Source organism: Thermosynechococcus vestitus BP-1, from assembly GCF_000011345.1.
Classification (GTDB): Bacteria; Cyanobacteriota; Cyanobacteriia; order Thermosynechococcales; family Thermosynechococcaceae; genus Thermosynechococcus; species Thermosynechococcus vestitus.
Genome location: NC_004113.1, coordinates 1,189,462 through 1,206,282, shown reverse-complemented (window position 1 = coordinate 1,206,282; position 16,821 = coordinate 1,189,462). Strand labels below are relative to the sequence as shown.

Here is a 16,821-nt window from a genome sequence, read left to right as displayed (position 1 = left end):
TCGCAGTGCCAGAGAAATGGCCAAGGCTCCTGGTTGCTGCGGCTCTAAAGAGAGGTGAGAGACGGGCAGCAGCCACTCGTCCAAACCGTGCCCTGGGGTTTCTAGGATGCAACTGGCCAGTCTGCCGGTGCTGCGGCTGCAAGGAGCGCTTCCAGGTCTTCTGGCGGTTCCTTGTCGGGAATCGCGGTCAAAATTGCAGCGATGCTCCTTCAGGTGTGCCCAATTGTATCAGCAACTAACTGCCTAGAAGGAAGGCAACGAGGAACAAGCCATAGAGCAGACCAAACTTCAGAGCATTGAGCATTTCGCCAAAGAGGGTTTGCCGCAGTTTCCAGCGATCGCTATAAAATAGCGCACTAATCACTTCGGCAGCGATCGCCACCATGCTTGAGGCGATAATATCTAAATAGCCCAGTTGACCCGCACTAGAAGAAATTGCCAAGCCCAAGAACACCCCAAAGAGAAAGGCAATACTCAGGGTTGCTAGCCGTCGCCATGGATTTTTTAACTGCTCCTGAATGCCAGCGCCTAGACGATCAAGCAGGGTATTAAGACGGGTTCGCTGCATATACTCAAGACCGGAAAAGGTTGCTAGAGTGGGCAGAGAGTGAATGCTTGCCAGTATATGTTAAGTCGTGTTGCCGATGCGGTCTATTGGTTAAATCGCTACATTGAGCGGGCAGAGAATATTGCTCGTTTTGTTGATGTCAACTTGAATATGCTGCTGGATCTGCCCACGAGTCTTTCTAGTCAATGGGATCCCCTCGTGTTAACAACGGGGGATTTATCCTTTTTTCAGGAGCACTACGGCACTGCTACGGCTGAAAATGTGATTCAGTTCCTCATCTTTGACACCACCTATCCCAACTCCATCATCTCGTGTCTGCGGGCGGCACGGGAGAATGCCACATCCATTCGCGAGGTGATTTCCTCAGAAATGTGGCAGCAGGTGAATGCCTTCTACACAATGGTGCGCGAGGCGGCCAAAGCCCCTGAGGGCTTAGAGATTGCCAGCTTTTTGGAACAAGTGAAACAGGCCAGTCATCTTTTTGCTGGCGTGATGGACAGCACCATGAGCCACAATGAAGCGTGGCACTTTGGCCAAATGGGACGGTTACTGGAGCGAGCCGATAAAACCTCGCGGATTCTCGATGTGAAATACTATCTGCTGTTGCCCTCGGTGGAAGATGTGGGTACGCCCATTGATGAGTTGGGCTGGATTGCGCTCCTGAAATCTGCTAGTGCCTATGAGATGTACCGTAAACGGGGTTCCCATCGGATTACTCCCGCAGGGGTAGCAGAGTTTTTGATTCTTGATGGCGAGTTTCCGCGCGCAATTCGCTTTTGTCTGTTGCAGGTGGAAAAATCCCTCTACAGGATTACAGGGACTCCCTTGGGGAGTTGGCACCAGCCTGTGGAACGCCAACTGGGACGCCTGCGATCGCAACTGGACTATTTGACGATTGATGAAATTATTAGTCAAGGCATGCACGAGTTCCTCGATTACTTGCAGCAGCAAATGAATGAGGTGGATACGCAAATTTTTCAAACGTTCTTTACCTTAGAGCCTGTGAAAACCCGCTAGTGTGACAATTCCGTTGGGGCGAGGTGGCCGTAGGAGCTCCTGGGCGATCGCCCCCCGGATCGAAGCACTGACAAACAGCAGTGGGAGACTTTCCTAAGGTTGACGGTGGGCTGGGTGCTGCTTGAGGTATTGACGCCCGTTTTGAATCACCGCTAGCATTTCCTTGAGTTGCCGTTCCATTTCCGCAAGGGTGCGATCGGCATAGGCATCCGCTTCCTGTTGCCGCTCCTGACATTCACGGTGAGTCACTTGACGTAGGTGGGCTAGTTCTTTTTCCGTGTTTTGCCGTAGCAGATTGATTTCCGCGATCGCCCGTTGGCGCATAAGCTCCACCTCTTGTTGCACCTGCTGGCGAATTTTCTGAGCTTCTAGTTCTGCCTGCTGGCGAATCCGCAGTTCATCAGTGATTTGGGCAGCACGTTGCTCTGCAGCACGAAGAATTTCTTGGGCGCGGTACTGGGCTTTTTTGATAATCTCATCGCGCTGCTTGAGAATCTGTTGCGCGGCCTCCACTGATTCGGGGATCGCCTCTTCAATCTGGGTAAGCTGGTTAAGGATCTGCTCTTCATCAATGAGTTTGCGTCCCGTCAGCGGAATCTTTGTTCCTTCAAGAATCAGGAGTTCTTCCAGCTTTTGTAGTTGTTGCAAGAGTTGCAGCACAGCGGAAGGGGCATCAAGGGCCTCGTTTACTCCAGCGGTCGTTGAGATGGGATCGGTGTTTGAGTAAAGCATGCTTCTAAATCCTTGGCAACATTGGCTGGTACAAGATGACGAACATTACCGCCAAATCGGGCAATTTCTTTTACTAAGCTACTACTTAAGAAACTATACTCATTGGACGTGGTGAGGAACACTGTCTCAATCTCTGGCCAGAGGCTTTTATTGGTGTGGGACATCTGAAGCTCGTATTCAAAGTCTGACAACACCCGCAACCCCCGCAGAAGAACCCTTGCCCGCTGCGATCGCGCGTACTCAACGGTCAGACCATCAAACGTATCCACTCGCACATTTTTTAAGTGGCTGGTGGCCGCCTGCACTTGCTTAATGCGTTGGCCAACACTAAAGAGAGCTTTTTTCTGAGGGTTGTGGGCGATCGCCACAATGACTTCGCTAAATAGGCGTGCTCCCCGCTCAATAATGTCCAAGTGTCCCAAGGTAATGGGATCAAAACTTCCAGGATAAACAGCCAGCATAAACAGTCCAACCCAACCTCTAACAGCATAGGGGGAAGATGCCAAACAATCATCCCTGATTTCTAGAGGCGGTGCATGTTACACCCCAACATGGGCAGAGAGCCGGGAAGCTCCTTGTCTCTAGGGAGGAGTGAAGCAGTTGCTCAAAGGACAAACGAGTATTAAGAACTTTCCCTTGAATGTGAAGAAAAGTTTGTTATTCTATGCTATAGCAAAAGTTAATGTAGTCTTAGATACTAAGAACCAGCCTAAATGCAAATAAATGTTAGTGAATTTATAGAATACAAGCCGATCATGTCGTGATCCTGTTACAGGATCGCAACAAGCAGCCTGTTTGTATCGATGAATACTTGACGATCTTCGAACTCAGGGTTTATAAGGGAAGATATTTGATGTAAAAAACTAGAACTATCTTTAACCTCACTTTAAGCGCAAGGAAGTAAATCTAACTAAAAGAATAGCTTATTTAATGATTATTTATTCTAATAATTCTAACAATTGTCTCACTCTTACTTGGCTACTTTATTGAAAGGGAGTTCTTATTTTCCCTGTGTTCTCTTTACTTATAAGGAGCTAGAACATGAACATTTCTCCACTGACTCGTCACTATGTGCGACGCTTGCTAGCGGAGCATCCTGCGATCCAGTCCTGTTTGGGTTGCGATCGCTCTCCACACAAGATCAATGAGGAGGATCTAGACCGTTACATCAACTTCCAGCACCTAACATATCCACAGCTTAATCAATTAGAATTTCTGATTAATTTGCATCAAAAAATAAAAGCCAATGAACCCCATCAAACCCTTCAGCTACAACACATCGAGGGAAGAATTTTTGATCTCATTGGTCTTGACTTGCCAGTGTCCCCCAATACAATTACAGAGCTGTTATCCTTCTTTAGCGAGCTAGCTAACCCAGACAACAAACCTGCTGCTCCTCCCGCAAACCAAGAAGCCACCACACTCCCCGAATACTACGAACTCTTTCGACGCATTACAGAGGTGGCCGTGCGCTACCTAGGGAAGATGATTGTCACCAACTATTGGTTGTTGACCCGTCCCCGTGAAAGCTGGCTGGCAAAAATTCAAGTGGCGCAGTTCCACAACCGCGACTTTAGACCCTGTGAGCAACTGCTCACTAACCATGAGGCAGAAACCCTGCAACAGTGGATCCATAATTTCATTCGGCATTGCTGTCGGGTGCTGCCCATTCTGCCTCGCCTTCTTTTAGAAGCGGGGATTCCTTCCTACTTGCTCTACGATCTGGTTGATTGATAGCAGCAATTATCTGAGGGATTCCCCTCGAAAGAGTTCAAAGGGTTCTAAAAGCCTTTGCAGCACAGTTGCTAAGTTTGCATTTAGGGTTTGGGGAGTGTCATAGACAAAACGCTGACGACTGGGAACTTCAATCGGTAGAGGTGCCCGCTGGCTTGGGTGCTCCTGCTGAATAACAAGGATTTGATTGCGGCGTTTGCTGGCAAGGGCGTAGCCTAATTCCAGCGCAATCATGGTGTGCAACTGGCCATTCTCCACTGCTGTGCCATCGGCAATAAACAGGAGCGAGCGACGCAATTGGGTCATCACAGGACTATCGAGATGCACAGGAGCAGTGGCTGAGCGTGGACTTTCAACCAGTGTTAAGGGGAAGCGGCTAGGGGTATTGGCCACAAATGCTTTGAGGGCCGTGCGAATCTCGTCACTACTGGAGCTAGCCGCAGCACTGAAAAAGAGAATCGGTTCTAAGTAATTCTGGCGATCGCTCTTAATGAAGTAGATTTCATCTTTACCTCCGAGAGACCCCTTCCTTTAGGGAGGGGAGGGATAGGAGCGATAGTCTGTGACTGCCAAGTATAGTTGTGTTACTCACAGAATAATCGCTATAATGTCAGGCGTGGAAAAGGCTTTCAGTTACCGCTTCTACCCAACGACCGAGCAGGAATCCCTGCTTCGGAGAACATTGGGCTGTGTTCGGTTGGTTTATAATCGAGCACTGGCAGCGAGAACAGAAGCCTGGTATGAACGAAAAGAGAGACTTGACTACATTCAAACCTCTGCCTTGCTTACTCAGTGGAAGAAGCAAGATGACCTTCAGTTTTTGAATGAGGTTAGCTGTGTTCCCTTGCAGCAGGCATTGAGACATCTGCAATCTGCTTTCAGTAACTTCTTTGCAGGTCGGGCAAAATATCCCAACTTCAAAAAGAAACGCAATGGCGGTAGCGCAGAATTCACCAAGTCTGCTTTTAGGTGGAAAGACGGAAAAGTATTCTTGGCAAAGTGCAACGAACCGCTGAATATTCCCTGGTCGAGACGGCTTCCAGATGGTGTTGAACCATCCACGGTGACCATCAGGCTTAACCCTGCTGGACAGTGGTACATCAGTCTGAGGTTTGATGACCCCAGAGAGTTGACACTGCAGCCCGTCGACCCGTCGGTTGGTTTGGACGTAGGGATTAGCAGCCTCATTACCCTGAGTACAGGGGAAAAGATTGCCAACCCCAAGCACTTTAACCGCTACTACAAACGACTCCGTAAGGCGCAGCGGTCTTTGAGTCGCAAACAAAAAGGCTCTCGCAATTGGGATAAGGCGCGGTTGAAAGTTGCCAAGATTCACCAGAAAATCTCTGATGCCAGAAAAGACCATTTGCACCAGTTGACGACTCGATTGATACGTGAAAACCAAACGATCGTAATCGAGTCGTTGGCTGTGAAAAACATGGTCAAGAACCGTCAGCTTGCCCGATCCATCAGTGATGCTGGATGGGGCGAACTGGTACGGCAATTGGAATACAAAGCCCAGTGGTATGGTCGGACACTGGTGAAGATTGACCGATGGTTTCCCAGTTCTAAACGCTGTGGACAGTGTGGTCACATTGTTGAGTGGTTGCCATTGAGTGTCCGAGAATGGGACTGTCCTAAGTGTGGGGCGCACCATGACCGGGATATAAATGCCGCTGGGAATATTTTGGCCGTGGGACACACGGTTACAGTCTGTGGAGCGGGTGTAAGACCTGATAGACATACGTCTGGAGGGCAACTGCGAAGAAGCAGAAAGTCCCAAAAGTGATTTTGGGAATCTCCCTGCTTTAGCGGGGGGAGGATGTCAATGGGAACATCTAGAACCGACCACTGAAAGAATTGCGGCTTAAGGGATGGGCTAGCCTTTGAAAAAGTAAGCAGGTGGGCGCGTACTCAATCCGTTCCCCACTGTCTGTCCCTGACTATTGGTTTGCAGGGCTAAAAAGGCCGTCCAGTCAGCAATTGGCGCTGCCTGTCGCAGGTGATGGGTTGCCATGATCTCACATGATCTATCTAACAGGATCTAAAAGTGTAGTCGGGTAGCGGGGGGCATTACTGCCCCCTAGCCCCCTAAGAACCGGACGTGCTAGTTTCCCAGCATCCGGCTCAGGCCTCTCAAAGCCCCTCTTTCAAGAGGGACCGGCTGTGCTGACCATCTCGGCTGTGCACCTGTTTGTGGCAGTTGGCGTGGATTAAGACAAGATTATCCAGGTCGTCAGAACCACCCTTGTGTTTGGGCAATATGTGGTGGATGTCAGTGAGCATGTCTTGCTCAATTTCACCCCCGCATACTGGACAGATACCACCCTGTTTCTTCCATAGTTCTCGGCGGATGCGCCGATATTGAGCAGGGGCTTTTTTGAGTTTCTTGCGTTTCTCAAAGTATTCTGCCCACTCTGGGAGAAACGGATTGGCGTCTGCCTTGATTTTGACGTGGCGTTGGATTCGGGTGTCAGAGGTTTTGATTAGGCGTTTGGTCCTCAGTTCCCCGTTCTTGTCTTTCATCACCATACCGAACACCCAGTCTCTGCTTCCGTTTTTGATGAAGTATTTGTCCTTCACCCATTGGGCAGGTTTGTTTGGGTGCCGGCGCCTTGCCCATCGCCACAATTTGTGCCAGGTGGCGAAGTCCACTCGGTTGAAGGTTTCCTTAGAGACTTGTCCTTTGTGATAGTTGGCCCAACCTCTAATGATTGGGTTGAGTGTGTCTATCACGATTTCCTGGGTTGCTGTCCTAAGTTCCCTTAGAGTGTCTCGGATTTTCTTGAGGAACGCTTTCACGTTCTTCTTCGCGGGTTTGATGAGAAGAACCCCGTTGTACTTGCGAATGTTCCATCCGAGAAAGTCGAAGCCTTCCTCAATATGGACGATTTTTGTCTTCTCGGGGGACAGGGTCAAGCCCCGTTCTTTTAGGAACTCCTGGATTAGGTTTCTGGCTTTCTCCAGGGTTTCCTCATCTTTTCCCGTCACGACAAAATCGTCAGCATATCGGATGAGGTTGACTTTTTGACCTCTGAGGTGTTTGGCCAACAGTTCTTCCATCCCATCTAGGGTTATATTGGCAAGAACTGGGGAGATTACCCCTCCCTGAGGTGTCCCAGCATGGGTGGGGAAGAGTTGCTGTTTCCAGACGAACCCAGATTTAAGCCATTTCCGTAAGATCCCTTTGTCCAGTGGAGTGTTGGCTAGTAGCCACTCATGGCTGATGTTATCAAAGCATCCGGATATGTCAGCGTCAAGGACGTGTTCAGCCGACTTGGCTCTTGCCAGAGCAAGGAAGCATTGTCCTGCCGCATCTGCCGTACATCGCCCTCGGCGGAACCCATAGGAGTTCCGGTCTGCTGTGGTTTCCGCGACTGGTTCTAGGGCTAGTGCATATAGTGCCTGCATTGCCCTGTCCTTCATTGTCGGGATTCCTAGCGGGCGCTGTTTGCCGTTTGCTTTCGGGATGTATACCCGCCTCAGGGGTTGGGGTTTATAGCCTCTTCTCCTGAGGGACTTTATGGCTTGGGTTTTCTGCTCTTGTGTGGACCAGGTTATCCCGTCCACACCAGGTGTTCTACTGCCTGAGTTGTCAGTTACCCGTTTCACGGCGAGGGCTTTGCCGTAGAACGAGTGGGTCAGGAGCCATTGCAAAGCTTTCACTTTGCCCCAGCGTCCTTCCTTCACAGCCTTTGCGATACGCACTTGCAGCCTCTTTACCTCACGGTTGGCTTTGGTCCAGTTTATGCTGTGCCAGCTTGTTTCCGTTTGGTTGGTGACCGCACCAGTGGTTTGGTCCACCGTCATTGTCGGGTAGCAGGGGGGCATCGCTGCCCCCTAGCCCCCTAGGAACCGGACGTGCAAGTTTCCCCGCATCCGGCTCGAGCCCCCCAGGACCCCTCATTTAAGAGGAACCGGTTGTGCATGCAACCTTTACGATACTCATCTACAGCCTCTCTACCTTTTGAGCAGGTTGGTGACCGCACCAGTGACTCAAGATCACCGCCATTTGCATTGTCACCATTAGGAAGGTTCTATAGACTTTCTCGTAAGGGGGGACCGGCGGGAAGTCTGCCCTCTTTCGAGTGGGATGATGTTGAATGTCCTGCCAGCATTCTCAATCCCTATCTAGCCCATTACAGGCTAGCATTCGCTTTTTCCCACCTCCTCTACCCGCACCCCCATCAGCATTCCTTACGGTTTGCCTGCCTTGAATGTTCAAGGCGAAGATACGGGCTTACCGCGTTCCAACCAGATGACACGAGGGGTTAGGTGGTGACTATACCCCGGCGGAGTTGCTGTCCCCGTTCACTGAAAAGCAAGCAGTGAATCCAATCCGCTTTGCCATTTTGGCTCAGGCCTATCAGCATCTTTGGCCTGCTTGGAGTAACGAGGCTTCTAGCGTCACTTCACTTGCGTTCACCATACCCTCAAGCCTAGCTCCCTATCACCTGACGCTGGTGAAGTTGCTTCCTCCTCACGGATTCGGCTCCAACCTTCCGGTTCGGGCTTCATTGTCGGGAGGGCTTCATACCTGACCGTTACCAGTCACGCATGCCTCCTTAGGCTACGGTTGGGGGAACAACCGGTCCCGTTCTAGCTTGTTGGGCTAGTGGGACAATCATCTGGCTAGCTTTCGCGTCGCACTGCCTTGTCTCCATTCAAGAGGTTCTACAGGTTATCTCGCAAAGGGAGACCAGCAGGAAGTCTGCTCCCTTTCGGGCGGGGTGATGTTGGATTGTTTCCTCAACCCCTATCCGGTCCGTTACAGACCAGCATTCGCTTTCTCCTGCATCCCATACCCGCACCCTCATCAGCATTCCTTACGGTTTGCCTGCCTTGAATGTTCAAGGCGAAGATACGGGCTTACCGCGTTCCAACCAGATGACGCGAGGGGTTAGGTGGTGACTTTACCCCGACGGAACTATTGTCCCCGTCCACTGAGATGACAGCAGTGAAACCAGTCCGTTTGCCATTTTGGCTCAGGCCTATCGGCGTCTTTGGCCTGTTTATAGTAACGAGGCTTCTGGCGTCACTTCACTTGCGTTCACCATACCCTCAAGCCTAGCTCCCTATCGCCTGACGCTGGCAAAGTTGCTTCCTCCTCACGGATTCGGCTTCAACCTTTCGGTTCGGGCTCCGTTGTCGGGAGGGCTTCATACCTGACCGTTACCAGTCGCGCATGCCTCCCTAGGCTACGGTTGGGGGAACAACCGGTCCCGTTCTAGCTTGTTGGGCTAGTGGGACAATCATCTGGCTAGCTTTCGCGTCGCACGGCATGATCTAAAGTGTAGGTTTGTTTGCGGTGACACAGACACGCCTCCATGGGGCGGGTGGCAGCAGTATCCAGGCATCCAGTAGCAGAATCCCCGGTGGCAGGGCGATCGCCCGCCCTAGGCAAAGACGTTGTTGCTGCTCTAGGAGCAGCTGCAGTGCCGGCTCACGTCAATGATTTTTCAGAGTGTGCCCCAGATTCACCTGTTCCAAGAAGGAAGATGGCACAAGGGCAGCGAGATTCCCCTATAGCCATGCCCACGGGCACCAAAGGCAACATTGTCATAAATTGACTTTGAAAAAGACTGGGGCTACTGAACATCATCGGCATACGACGGCGCAGTTGCGATACATTCCACCTATTGAGGGCATACTGCCGATAGTGAATTTCTCCAGTCATGTGGAAATATTGGAAAAAGTTTCATCAAGCGGTTCAAAACCTTAACAGTAGGCTGTTGCCAGACCCCAAGGCATCGATCAATATCACCAATTGTCACGGGTAAATAGTGAGGCTGACATTGCCCAGCAGCGGTTGATTACGGGAGAACACACCCAGTTGGCGTACTTCGAGGAGGGTATCCTGGCTAACGGCAGTATCCTGGCTAACGGCAATAGGGTCAACAGCGGTCATCGGCAGAACTTGGGCAGCGGCGTCACTACCCAATCTAAACAGTAATGTTGGCCTACCCCATTAGTGTTCCTGAAGCTCCTCAGGGGAGGCACCTGTTGGGGGAACAGCGGGTGCTGGCAAGGGCGCAGGAAGACGACGGTGGCCAGTACGCTCAAAGCCATGCAGAATTACATAAAAACAGGGAATGAGAAAGAGGGTGAGCAGTGTTGCCACAGCCAAGCCAGAAAACACAACAATGCCAAGGGGCTGCAAAAATTCTGAGCCTTCGCCTAGCCCCAATGCCAAGGGGAACATGCCCACCACTGTTGTAATCGTGGTCATCATTATTGGGCGCAGACGGGCAGGGGCAGCTTTGCGAATGGCTTGGCTACGGCTACAGCCCTCCTGCTGGTAAATTTCGTTGGCCAGTTCGACCATGATGATGGCATTGTTGACGACAATCCCCACGAGTAAAATGGCACCGACAATCACCGTGGCGCCAATGGCTGTCCGTGTCAGGTACAAGCCCCAAATGCCACCGGCGAGAGCCAAGGGAATCGTAAACATAATCACTAGGGGGTCAAGCAGGGAGTTGTACTGTACCGCCATGACCACAAACACGAGAAAGGCCGCCAAACCGCCCAGGACCCCCAAGGCCTGTTGCAATTGCTGATTGGCTTGAGCTGCTGTACTGGGCATCAGGGACACCCCCGGCGGGAACTCCAGCGCCCTCACAATGGCGTTGATCTCAGCAAGAGCTGCACTGAGACTGGCACCTTCGACCAGATTACCCGCTAGGATAAAGACCTGTTGCCGATTGATCCGCTGAATTTCCGCCGGTGCTTGACTGGGTTCGATGTGAGCGACATCCCCAAGGCGGAGGGGACGGTTATTGGCGCTAAAAAGGGGAATTGTGGCTAGGTCGGCAGGGTTTTGGATGCTCTCACTGCTCAGTTGGACGCGAATATCGACTAGGCGATCGCCCCGTTGCAGCCGCGTTGGCACAAACCCCGTCAAAGCTGTTTGAATCGTCTGGCCAAGATTGAGGGTGTTCAGCCCGAGTTCGCTCACCCGCTCCCAATCCGGCAGAATTTGAATTTCGGGCTGACGAGGATCGGCATCGGGACGGAAGCGCACTAATGTGGCCTTTTCATCAAGAACTCGCAGCACTTGGCGACCAAAGCGGCTCAGGGTCTCTTCATCGCTGCCCCGTAGGATCACATCCACATCGGCACCGCGCACGGGGGAGTTGGTGAGAATAATCCCCCGCACTTGGCCGGGACGCAGGCGCAGCCGCACCCCCACAAGGTTCAGTTGATCAAGGGCTGTTGTGGCCTCTGTAATGTAGCGATCCACATTAACACCATGCCGCAGAATAATGGTGCTATTGGCTCGCAGCGGATTGGCAATGGTATTCGTGCCAAAGAGGGCACCCCCAGTGGTGGTAAAGACGGCCTTAGTTCCCGGTTGGGCCATTAGTACCTCATCCACTGCCGCCATGACACGGCGACTTTGGGGCAGGGGTGTCCCAGGGGGAAAAATGGCCGTTAGGTTGACTTGACCAGTATTAATGCGTGGTAGTAACTCTTGGGGAATTTCCTGAGCCAAAAGCCAACTGCTGCCGCCAAGGAGAGCGATCGCCAGCCCAACCACTAGCCAGCGCGCCCGCAGCACCTGCCCCAAGGCCCATTCATAGCGTCCTCTCAGCCAGAGGAACTTTTCATTAAAAAGGCGAATCAAGGCCACCTGCCGTAGGCGATTTTGCACCCGTACCGCCAAAAGGCGAGAGGCCAAGGCCGGCACCACCGTGAGTGCCACCAGCAGCGATGCGGCAACGGCAAAACTAATCGTTAGAATCAACTCATTAAAGAGCAGTGCAAGCAAGCCCCCTAACAACAAAAAAGGCAAAATGGCAACCAAGTTGGTGAGGGTAGATGCTACAAGGGCTGATTCAATACCTTGGCTGCGCCGTTTCATCTCCTCCAGGTACTGTTCTTGGCTCATCTGCTGAGGGTCAATATCCGCCAAAGTTTCTAACATCACGATGGCGTTATCTACGACAATGCCAACCCCGAGCGCGAGGCCACCCAAGCTAAAAACATTGAGGGAGAAATTAAATAGCCCCATCAGCAGCATTGCCGCCATCGTAGATAGGGGAATGGCCAGCACAATAATCAGGGTTTGCCGTACCGAACCAAGAAACAGCAGCACAGCGATCGCCGCCAAGAGGGTTCCCGTCAAGCCTGCGGTGATCACATTGTTTAAGGAGTTGCGGATATAAACCGACTCATCCAGGACAGGAATCATCTGCACATCGCGGGGCACGAGATTTGCTGCCTGTAGCTCCGCTAAACGCCGCTTGATCCCATCGGCTACTTCCACCGTATTGGCTGTCGGTTGCTTGAAAATGCTGACTTTAACGGCGGGTTGGCCATTGAGCGTCACAAATACCCGTTGTTCGGCACTACCATCGACAACTTGTGCCACATCCCGCAGATAGACCCGCTGACCATTGGTGCCCGTGAGTACCACATCCTCAATTTCACTGAGATTGTGAAAGCGCCCCACCGTTCGTGTTAAGGGTTCTGCGCTTTGGCCGCGAATACGTCCGCCTGAGACATCTTGGTTGCGATCGCTCAGCGCCGTTAAAATTTGGTTCAACCCCACCCCTGTGGCCTGCAATCGATCCAGATCCACAAGAATTCGCACTTCTTCGGTTGTCCCCCCGGAGACATCCACTCCTGCCACACCAGGGACGATACTGAGTTCGCGATCCAAATCCTCATCAGCAAAGACCCGTAACTTGCGGCCACTGAGGGTTTCAGAGGTCAGGGCAAACTCATAAACCGGCAATTGCGATGGATCAAACTTAAAGAGTCGCGGCGACTCAATCATATCGGGCAAGGTACTGCGGGCACGGTTAAAGGCAGCGGTGGCCTCATTTAGGGCTTGATCAACATCGCCACCGGGTTCAAAAAATAGGTCAATACTGACTTGCCCTTCACGGGTTTGGGAATAGACCTGCACCACTCCCTCCGTGCGACTCAGGGCTTCCTCAAGGGGCTTGGTCACCTCCTCAACAGCAACACTAGGCACCACCCCCGGAATATCCAGCCGTACACCAATGCGCGGGTAGGTAATCCCCGGCAGTAGATCCACTTGCAAACGCAAAAGGGTAAAGACCGCCAAAACAATGACTGTCAGGGTCAGCATCAGGGTGCCGATGTGGCGGGTCACCGCCAAGCGGCTAAAACTAAAGGGTGGGGAGGTCATGGCAGGTCAATGACCGTCGTCAACTACTTAAAAGTCATCTTTTTAGACACGGCTACCTTAACATTGTTTCCCAGCGGTCGGACCAGTTCCCAAAAGGGATGGGGTCTATGCCCACACCCAGCGATCGCGCCCCCCATGTTTCGCCTCATACAAAGCTTGATCAGCACGAGGAATGGAGTCACTGAGCACCTGTTCCCCCCCTCTAAACAGAGTGACGCCTAAACTAATTGTCACAGACAAAGAATACTGATCTGTGAGTTCCACAGGCTGGCTTCTCACCACTGAGCACAGTTCCTCGGCAACTGCTTTCGCCTGGTCTTCGTAGGCAACAAAAAACAACAGGACAAATTCCTCGCCTCCCCAGCGTACCAAAATGCCGTCTTGGCAGCTCTCTAATACCTGCTTTGCCCTTGCCGCCAAGGTGCGCAGAACCACATCCCCCTGATCGTGACCATAGGTATCATTAATGCGCTTAAAGTGATCAATGTCAAAAATCATGACCGTGAGCAGGGCTTCTCCCGTAGCGGCTTGGGACTCATAAGCCTCAACTCGACTCAATAGAAAGCGGCGATTGAAAGCGCCAGTGAGGGGATCTAACCAAGCCAGAGCCAGAAGTGCTTGCTCCCGCTGACGCATATCACTGATGTCAGAAAAGATCCACACGCGCCCTAGGCGACTGTCGCCACGCACCGGGTGGGTATCAATGAGAAATGTTTTCTCACCCCTCCGACACTCCCCTTGAGCACTGAAGTTGGCATTAGCAGCCAGCCCTTGAAAAAGGTTGACCAACTCATCGCAGTTATCGCATCTCTCCCACCCCTGTTTCATATGCTCAGCAACAATCTGAACTGGATGGCTCCCCGGTGGCAGTTGTAGCCATTGAGCAGCGTAGGAATTGACCATTGCTGTAGAGCTATCCCCCTTGATTAAAACCAAGCCCAGCGGCACTGTGTCGAAAATATCTTGGAATTGCGCTTCAAAGATGAAGCTATTTTGACTTTGACGATGATGAATCAACAGTTGCCGGTACAGAGCAGCAATGTAGCCTTTCTGTTCTGCGAGTTGCTGCAGCGGCTCTTCGACGGGATTCACTAGCAGCAGCCCCTGGCACCACTTCTCTGGCTCACCGCAGGGGATGTAAACAATTCGCTCAACCTTACTTAAAAGACAGAAAAAAATAGAGGGCAGTTTGAGAAAAGGCAGCACATCAATGACAGTCCCCTGAACTAAATCTCGCCACGGCGCGATAATTTCCAGATTGGGAAATTTGGTGCTGGTTGTGGTGATAATTTGTGCCCGATTGCCTTGCTGATCAACAGTTAGGGCAAGGACAAGCTCAGATCGCGACCAATTGGCAATGAGATGACAAAATGCTGTGATAGCATCGGGCGCGGGAAGAAGCTGGCGGGGTAGGTGTTCCTGCACTTTTTTTAGCATGCCCTAACCAGAATCGATTGTACCAGAATAGATTGTATATTTATATGCTCATGTATTTTTTGAGTAAAGAACCAACAGCTGTGGGATGGGTCATGTGGGGAAGATGACCTTGAGCGTCGATCCAATCAAGGGTACTGTGGGGCAAGGTGGCATGTAGCCATAGGGCTACCCCTTGGGGAACGACGAAGTCATTGCGGTTAAAAATTAGGTGTACAGGCTGCTGCACTTTGCCGACAAAAGAGCGAGTATCAGAATCAAAAATCATTTGCAGAGTGCGCAGGGCAATCCTTGGCTGCAACCGAAAGAGGGTCTGAGAAAAGTCGGCGAGCCGGTGCTCCTCCTTCAGCCCAAACATGAGTGGGGCAAAACCCGCCGCCCATGCTTGATAGTTCGTCACCATTGCTTCATAAATGGCCTGTAGGTCGTCGGGGGTGAGGGTACCAGGATAGTTCTCATCCTTGAGATAGCAGGGGGACGGACCAATCCAGATGTGTCGTCGAAATAAGTCCGGTCTGGCGATCGCGGCAATGGCACCGATCATGCAGCTGACCGAGTGGCCAACGTAGATGCAAGATTGGACGCCAAGCTGATCCAGCAATTCAATGAGATCATCAGCATAGCCATACAAATGGCTGTGTCTTTGGACATCGTAGCGGTGTTGCGTATCCTCATCGGACCCACAGCCTGCAAGATCATAGCGGATATAGGTAAAGCCCTTAGGCAAGAAAGGGGTTAAATAGTCCCAAGCGCTTTTATCAGTACCAAAGCCATGTCCAAGCACAACAGGAACTTCGCCCCAGCCATCAATCTGGACGTAGGGCTTCAGAGGATCGGGAACACAGGGATCTTGACTCGTAATTTCCATAGAAGTTTCGCACTGATAAAAGCTTGAGTGAGTTTTTTAGCTTTTAGTGTAATGAATTGAGCTGGAAACCCCAAGAAAAATCCTAGAAAAAGCATAACATCTCAAAGAGTGGCGCCAAATGCTTTAGCAAAAGTTTATGACTGCATTAAAGTGAGTCAGCAGTCTTGAACAGCTGATTGACCGGCCAACCACTGCCGCTAGGACAGCACTGATTCACCTTCCTAAGTCAAGTTCTGCAAAATAGCGGACGGTGTTCCCCTTGCACTAGCCTAGAAAAGGCAGAGATTCAGAAGAGAGAAAAATGCAAGAGGGGCGTGTCATTGCCGATTCAATTTCGCCAGCAGGGGTGCGCTTGGTGACGCTTCAACTCACGTATCCCCGCTTTATCCATAGTGAACTCCTCACCCATCGCGTGTTTTCTCGCAATTCCGCCAGTTCGCGGGCAGTACCCGTCACAAAAATGATGGCGCAGGTGGAGGCGGATCCTGTTATTCCCTACCATTGGGGAAAAAACCAGCGAGGGATGCAGGCGCGGGAAGAAAGTGAACAAAAGGAAGCGGCAAAGGAAATCTGGCTGAAAACTCGCCTCGCAGTTCTTGAGGGGGCACGCCAGCTCCATGAGCTGGGAATTCACAAGCAAGTGGTCAACCGCATGCTTGAACCGTGGATGTGGATGCAAACGGTTGTCAGCAGTACCGAGTGGGATAACTTTCTGCGCTTGCGCAATCACCCCGATGCCCAGCCAGAAATGCAGGCCTTGGCCAAGCTGATTCAGCATTTGCTGGAGACCCATGAACCCACGCCTGTGGCTGTGGGGGATTGGCACTTACCCTACATCGATCCGATTGAGCGCCAGCAATATAGTCTTGAGGAGTGCAAGTATATGTCTGTGGCCCGTTGTGCACGGGTCTCCTACTATCTGCGGGATGGCCAACGCAGTGACCCTGCCTCTGATCTTGCCCTCTATGAGCGCTTGGCGGGAGCAGAACCGAAGCACCTCTCTCCCCTAGAGCACGTGGCCGAATGTATGGGCGATCGCCAGTCCTACGCGAATTTTGTTGGTTGGCGACAACTCCGTTACTTTGAGGAGAGAAAATCAGCACGTCCCCGCCAATGATCCGCGATACACTGAGTACCAGAAGAGGCTGACTTGACTATAGCGAGGCGTGAACTATGGATGCTGTGATTAGCGTAAAGCCCATTTTGCTGGCTATGACGCCTGTATTTATTCTGTTGTGTTTGTTTTTTGGCACCCGCAATGGCTTCTACGACACGGATCAATACCACGGTAACGGTTCTGCCCACTAA

The 16,821-nt window shown here is 51.6% G+C and carries 15 protein-coding genes; 5 read left to right on the top strand and 10 right to left on the bottom strand.

All coding sequences use genetic code 11. The features are described 5' to 3' along the window. Positions 1-235: 235 nt before the first annotated feature. On the bottom strand, positions 236-568 hold the full coding sequence (locus tag TLL_RS05910; protein WP_011057010.1) for a DUF565 domain-containing protein: 333 nt from the start codon (positions 566-568) through the stop codon (positions 236-238). A 57-nt stretch (positions 569-625) separates the two neighbouring features. On the opposite strand from TLL_RS05910, the gene TLL_RS05905 reads away from it, so the two are divergent. Continuing rightward, positions 626-1,585 (top strand): alpha-E domain-containing protein, encoded by a 960-nt coding sequence (locus TLL_RS05905; protein WP_164920827.1) that lies wholly within the window; start codon positions 626-628, stop codon positions 1,583-1,585. A gap of 93 nt (positions 1,586-1,678) precedes the next feature. On the opposite strand, the gene TLL_RS05900 is transcribed toward TLL_RS05905, so the two are convergent. Next, entirely contained in the window at positions 1,679-2,317 is a 639-nt protein-coding gene (locus TLL_RS05900; RefSeq protein WP_011057008.1) for an ATP synthase F0 subunit B, read from the bottom strand. Then, entirely contained in the window at positions 2,272-2,778 is a 507-nt protein-coding gene (coaD, locus tag TLL_RS05895) for a pantetheine-phosphate adenylyltransferase (RefSeq protein WP_011057007.1), read from the bottom strand. Before coaD ends, TLL_RS05900 begins: the two co-directional genes overlap by 46 nt. A gap of 580 nt (positions 2,779-3,358) precedes the next feature. Here coaD and TLL_RS05890 point away from each other — a divergent pair. After that, positions 3,359-4,051, top strand: coding sequence for a hypothetical protein (locus TLL_RS05890; RefSeq protein ID WP_011057006.1), 693 nt, complete (start codon positions 3,359-3,361; stop codon positions 4,049-4,051). 9 nt (positions 4,052-4,060) lie between these two features. On the opposite strand, the gene TLL_RS05885 is transcribed toward TLL_RS05890, so the two are convergent. Further along, positions 4,061-4,444 carry a hypothetical protein gene (locus tag TLL_RS05885; protein WP_011057005.1) on the bottom strand — a complete coding sequence of 128 codons (384 nt, stop codon included), beginning with the start codon at positions 4,442-4,444 and terminating at the stop codon, positions 4,061-4,063. A gap of 223 nt (positions 4,445-4,667) precedes the next feature. On the opposite strand from TLL_RS05885, the gene TLL_RS05880 reads away from it, so the two are divergent. After that, positions 4,668-5,840 (top strand): RNA-guided endonuclease InsQ/TnpB family protein, encoded by a 1,173-nt coding sequence (locus tag TLL_RS05880; protein WP_164920826.1) that lies wholly within the window; start codon positions 4,668-4,670, stop codon positions 5,838-5,840. Between the two features lie 90 nt (positions 5,841-5,930). Here the strand turns inward: TLL_RS05880 and TLL_RS05875 are convergent, their stop codons facing one another. The 6 genes from TLL_RS05875 to TLL_RS05850 form a co-directional block, all read right to left on the bottom strand. Further along, entirely contained in the window at positions 5,931-6,068 is a 138-nt protein-coding gene (locus TLL_RS05875; protein ID WP_164920825.1) for a hypothetical protein, read from the bottom strand. Between the two features lie 119 nt (positions 6,069-6,187). Then, positions 6,188-7,882 carry a group II intron reverse transcriptase/maturase gene (gene ltrA, locus TLL_RS05870; RefSeq protein WP_011057003.1) on the bottom strand — a complete coding sequence of 565 codons (1,695 nt, stop codon included), beginning with the start codon at positions 7,880-7,882 and terminating at the stop codon, positions 6,188-6,190. Positions 7,883-9,821: 1,939 nt separating this feature from the next. Continuing rightward, on the bottom strand, positions 9,822-9,992 hold the full coding sequence (locus TLL_RS05865) for a hypothetical protein (protein ID WP_164920823.1): 171 nt from the start codon (positions 9,990-9,992) through the stop codon (positions 9,822-9,824). 27 nt (positions 9,993-10,019) lie between these two features. Continuing rightward, positions 10,020-13,211, bottom strand: a complete 3,192-nt coding sequence (locus tag TLL_RS05860; protein WP_011057001.1) for an efflux RND transporter permease subunit — start codon at positions 13,209-13,211, stop codon at positions 10,020-10,022. Between the two features lie 105 nt (positions 13,212-13,316). Then, on the bottom strand, positions 13,317-14,648 hold the full coding sequence (locus TLL_RS05855; protein ID WP_011057000.1) for a sensor domain-containing diguanylate cyclase: 1,332 nt from the start codon (positions 14,646-14,648) through the stop codon (positions 13,317-13,319). 40 nt (positions 14,649-14,688) lie between these two features. Next, positions 14,689-15,513, bottom strand: a complete 825-nt coding sequence (locus TLL_RS05850) for an alpha/beta fold hydrolase (protein WP_011056999.1) — start codon at positions 15,511-15,513, stop codon at positions 14,689-14,691. A 301-nt stretch (positions 15,514-15,814) separates the two neighbouring features. Here TLL_RS05850 and TLL_RS05845 point away from each other — a divergent pair, with 301 nt between their 5' ends. Both TLL_RS05845 and TLL_RS13055 read left to right on the top strand, forming a co-directional pair. Next, on the top strand, positions 15,815-16,630 hold the full coding sequence (locus TLL_RS05845) for an FAD-dependent thymidylate synthase (protein WP_011056998.1): 816 nt from the start codon (positions 15,815-15,817) through the stop codon (positions 16,628-16,630). Positions 16,631-16,686: 56 nt separating this feature from the next. After that, positions 16,687-16,821, top strand: coding sequence for a hypothetical protein (locus tag TLL_RS13055; RefSeq protein WP_024124343.1), 135 nt, complete (start codon positions 16,687-16,689; stop codon positions 16,819-16,821).

What these genes read in the sequence shown, in the direction of transcription:
- TLL_RS05910 (WP_011057010.1), bottom strand. Translation starts at nt 568, where the DNA reads ATGCAGCGAACCCGTCTTAATACCCTGCTTGATCGTCTAGGCGCTGGC.
- TLL_RS05905 (WP_164920827.1), top strand. Translation starts at nt 626, where the DNA reads ATGTTAAGTCGTGTTGCCGATGCGGTCTATTGGTTAAATCGCTACATT.
- TLL_RS05900 (WP_011057008.1), bottom strand. Translation starts at nt 2,317, where the DNA reads ATGCTTTACTCAAACACCGATCCCATCTCAACGACCGCTGGAGTAAAC.
- coaD (WP_011057007.1), bottom strand. Translation starts at nt 2,778, where the DNA reads ATGCTGGCTGTTTATCCTGGAAGTTTTGATCCCATTACCTTGGGACAC.
- TLL_RS05890 (WP_011057006.1), top strand. Translation starts at nt 3,359, where the DNA reads ATGAACATTTCTCCACTGACTCGTCACTATGTGCGACGCTTGCTAGCG.
- TLL_RS05875 (WP_164920825.1), bottom strand. Translation starts at nt 6,068, where the DNA reads ATGGCAACCCATCACCTGCGACAGGCAGCGCCAATTGCTGACTGGACG.
- ltrA (WP_011057003.1), bottom strand. Translation starts at nt 7,882, where the DNA reads ATGCCCCCCTGCTACCCGACAATGACGGTGGACCAAACCACTGGTGCG.
- TLL_RS05860 (WP_011057001.1), bottom strand. Translation starts at nt 13,211, where the DNA reads ATGACCTCCCCACCCTTTAGTTTTAGCCGCTTGGCGGTGACCCGCCAC.
- TLL_RS05855 (WP_011057000.1), bottom strand. Translation starts at nt 14,648, where the DNA reads ATGCTAAAAAAAGTGCAGGAACACCTACCCCGCCAGCTTCTTCCCGCG.
- TLL_RS05850 (WP_011056999.1), bottom strand. Translation starts at nt 15,513, where the DNA reads ATGGAAATTACGAGTCAAGATCCCTGTGTTCCCGATCCTCTGAAGCCC.
- TLL_RS05845 (WP_011056998.1), top strand. Translation starts at nt 15,815, where the DNA reads ATGCAAGAGGGGCGTGTCATTGCCGATTCAATTTCGCCAGCAGGGGTG.
- TLL_RS13055 (WP_024124343.1), top strand. Translation starts at nt 16,687, where the DNA reads ATGGATGCTGTGATTAGCGTAAAGCCCATTTTGCTGGCTATGACGCCT.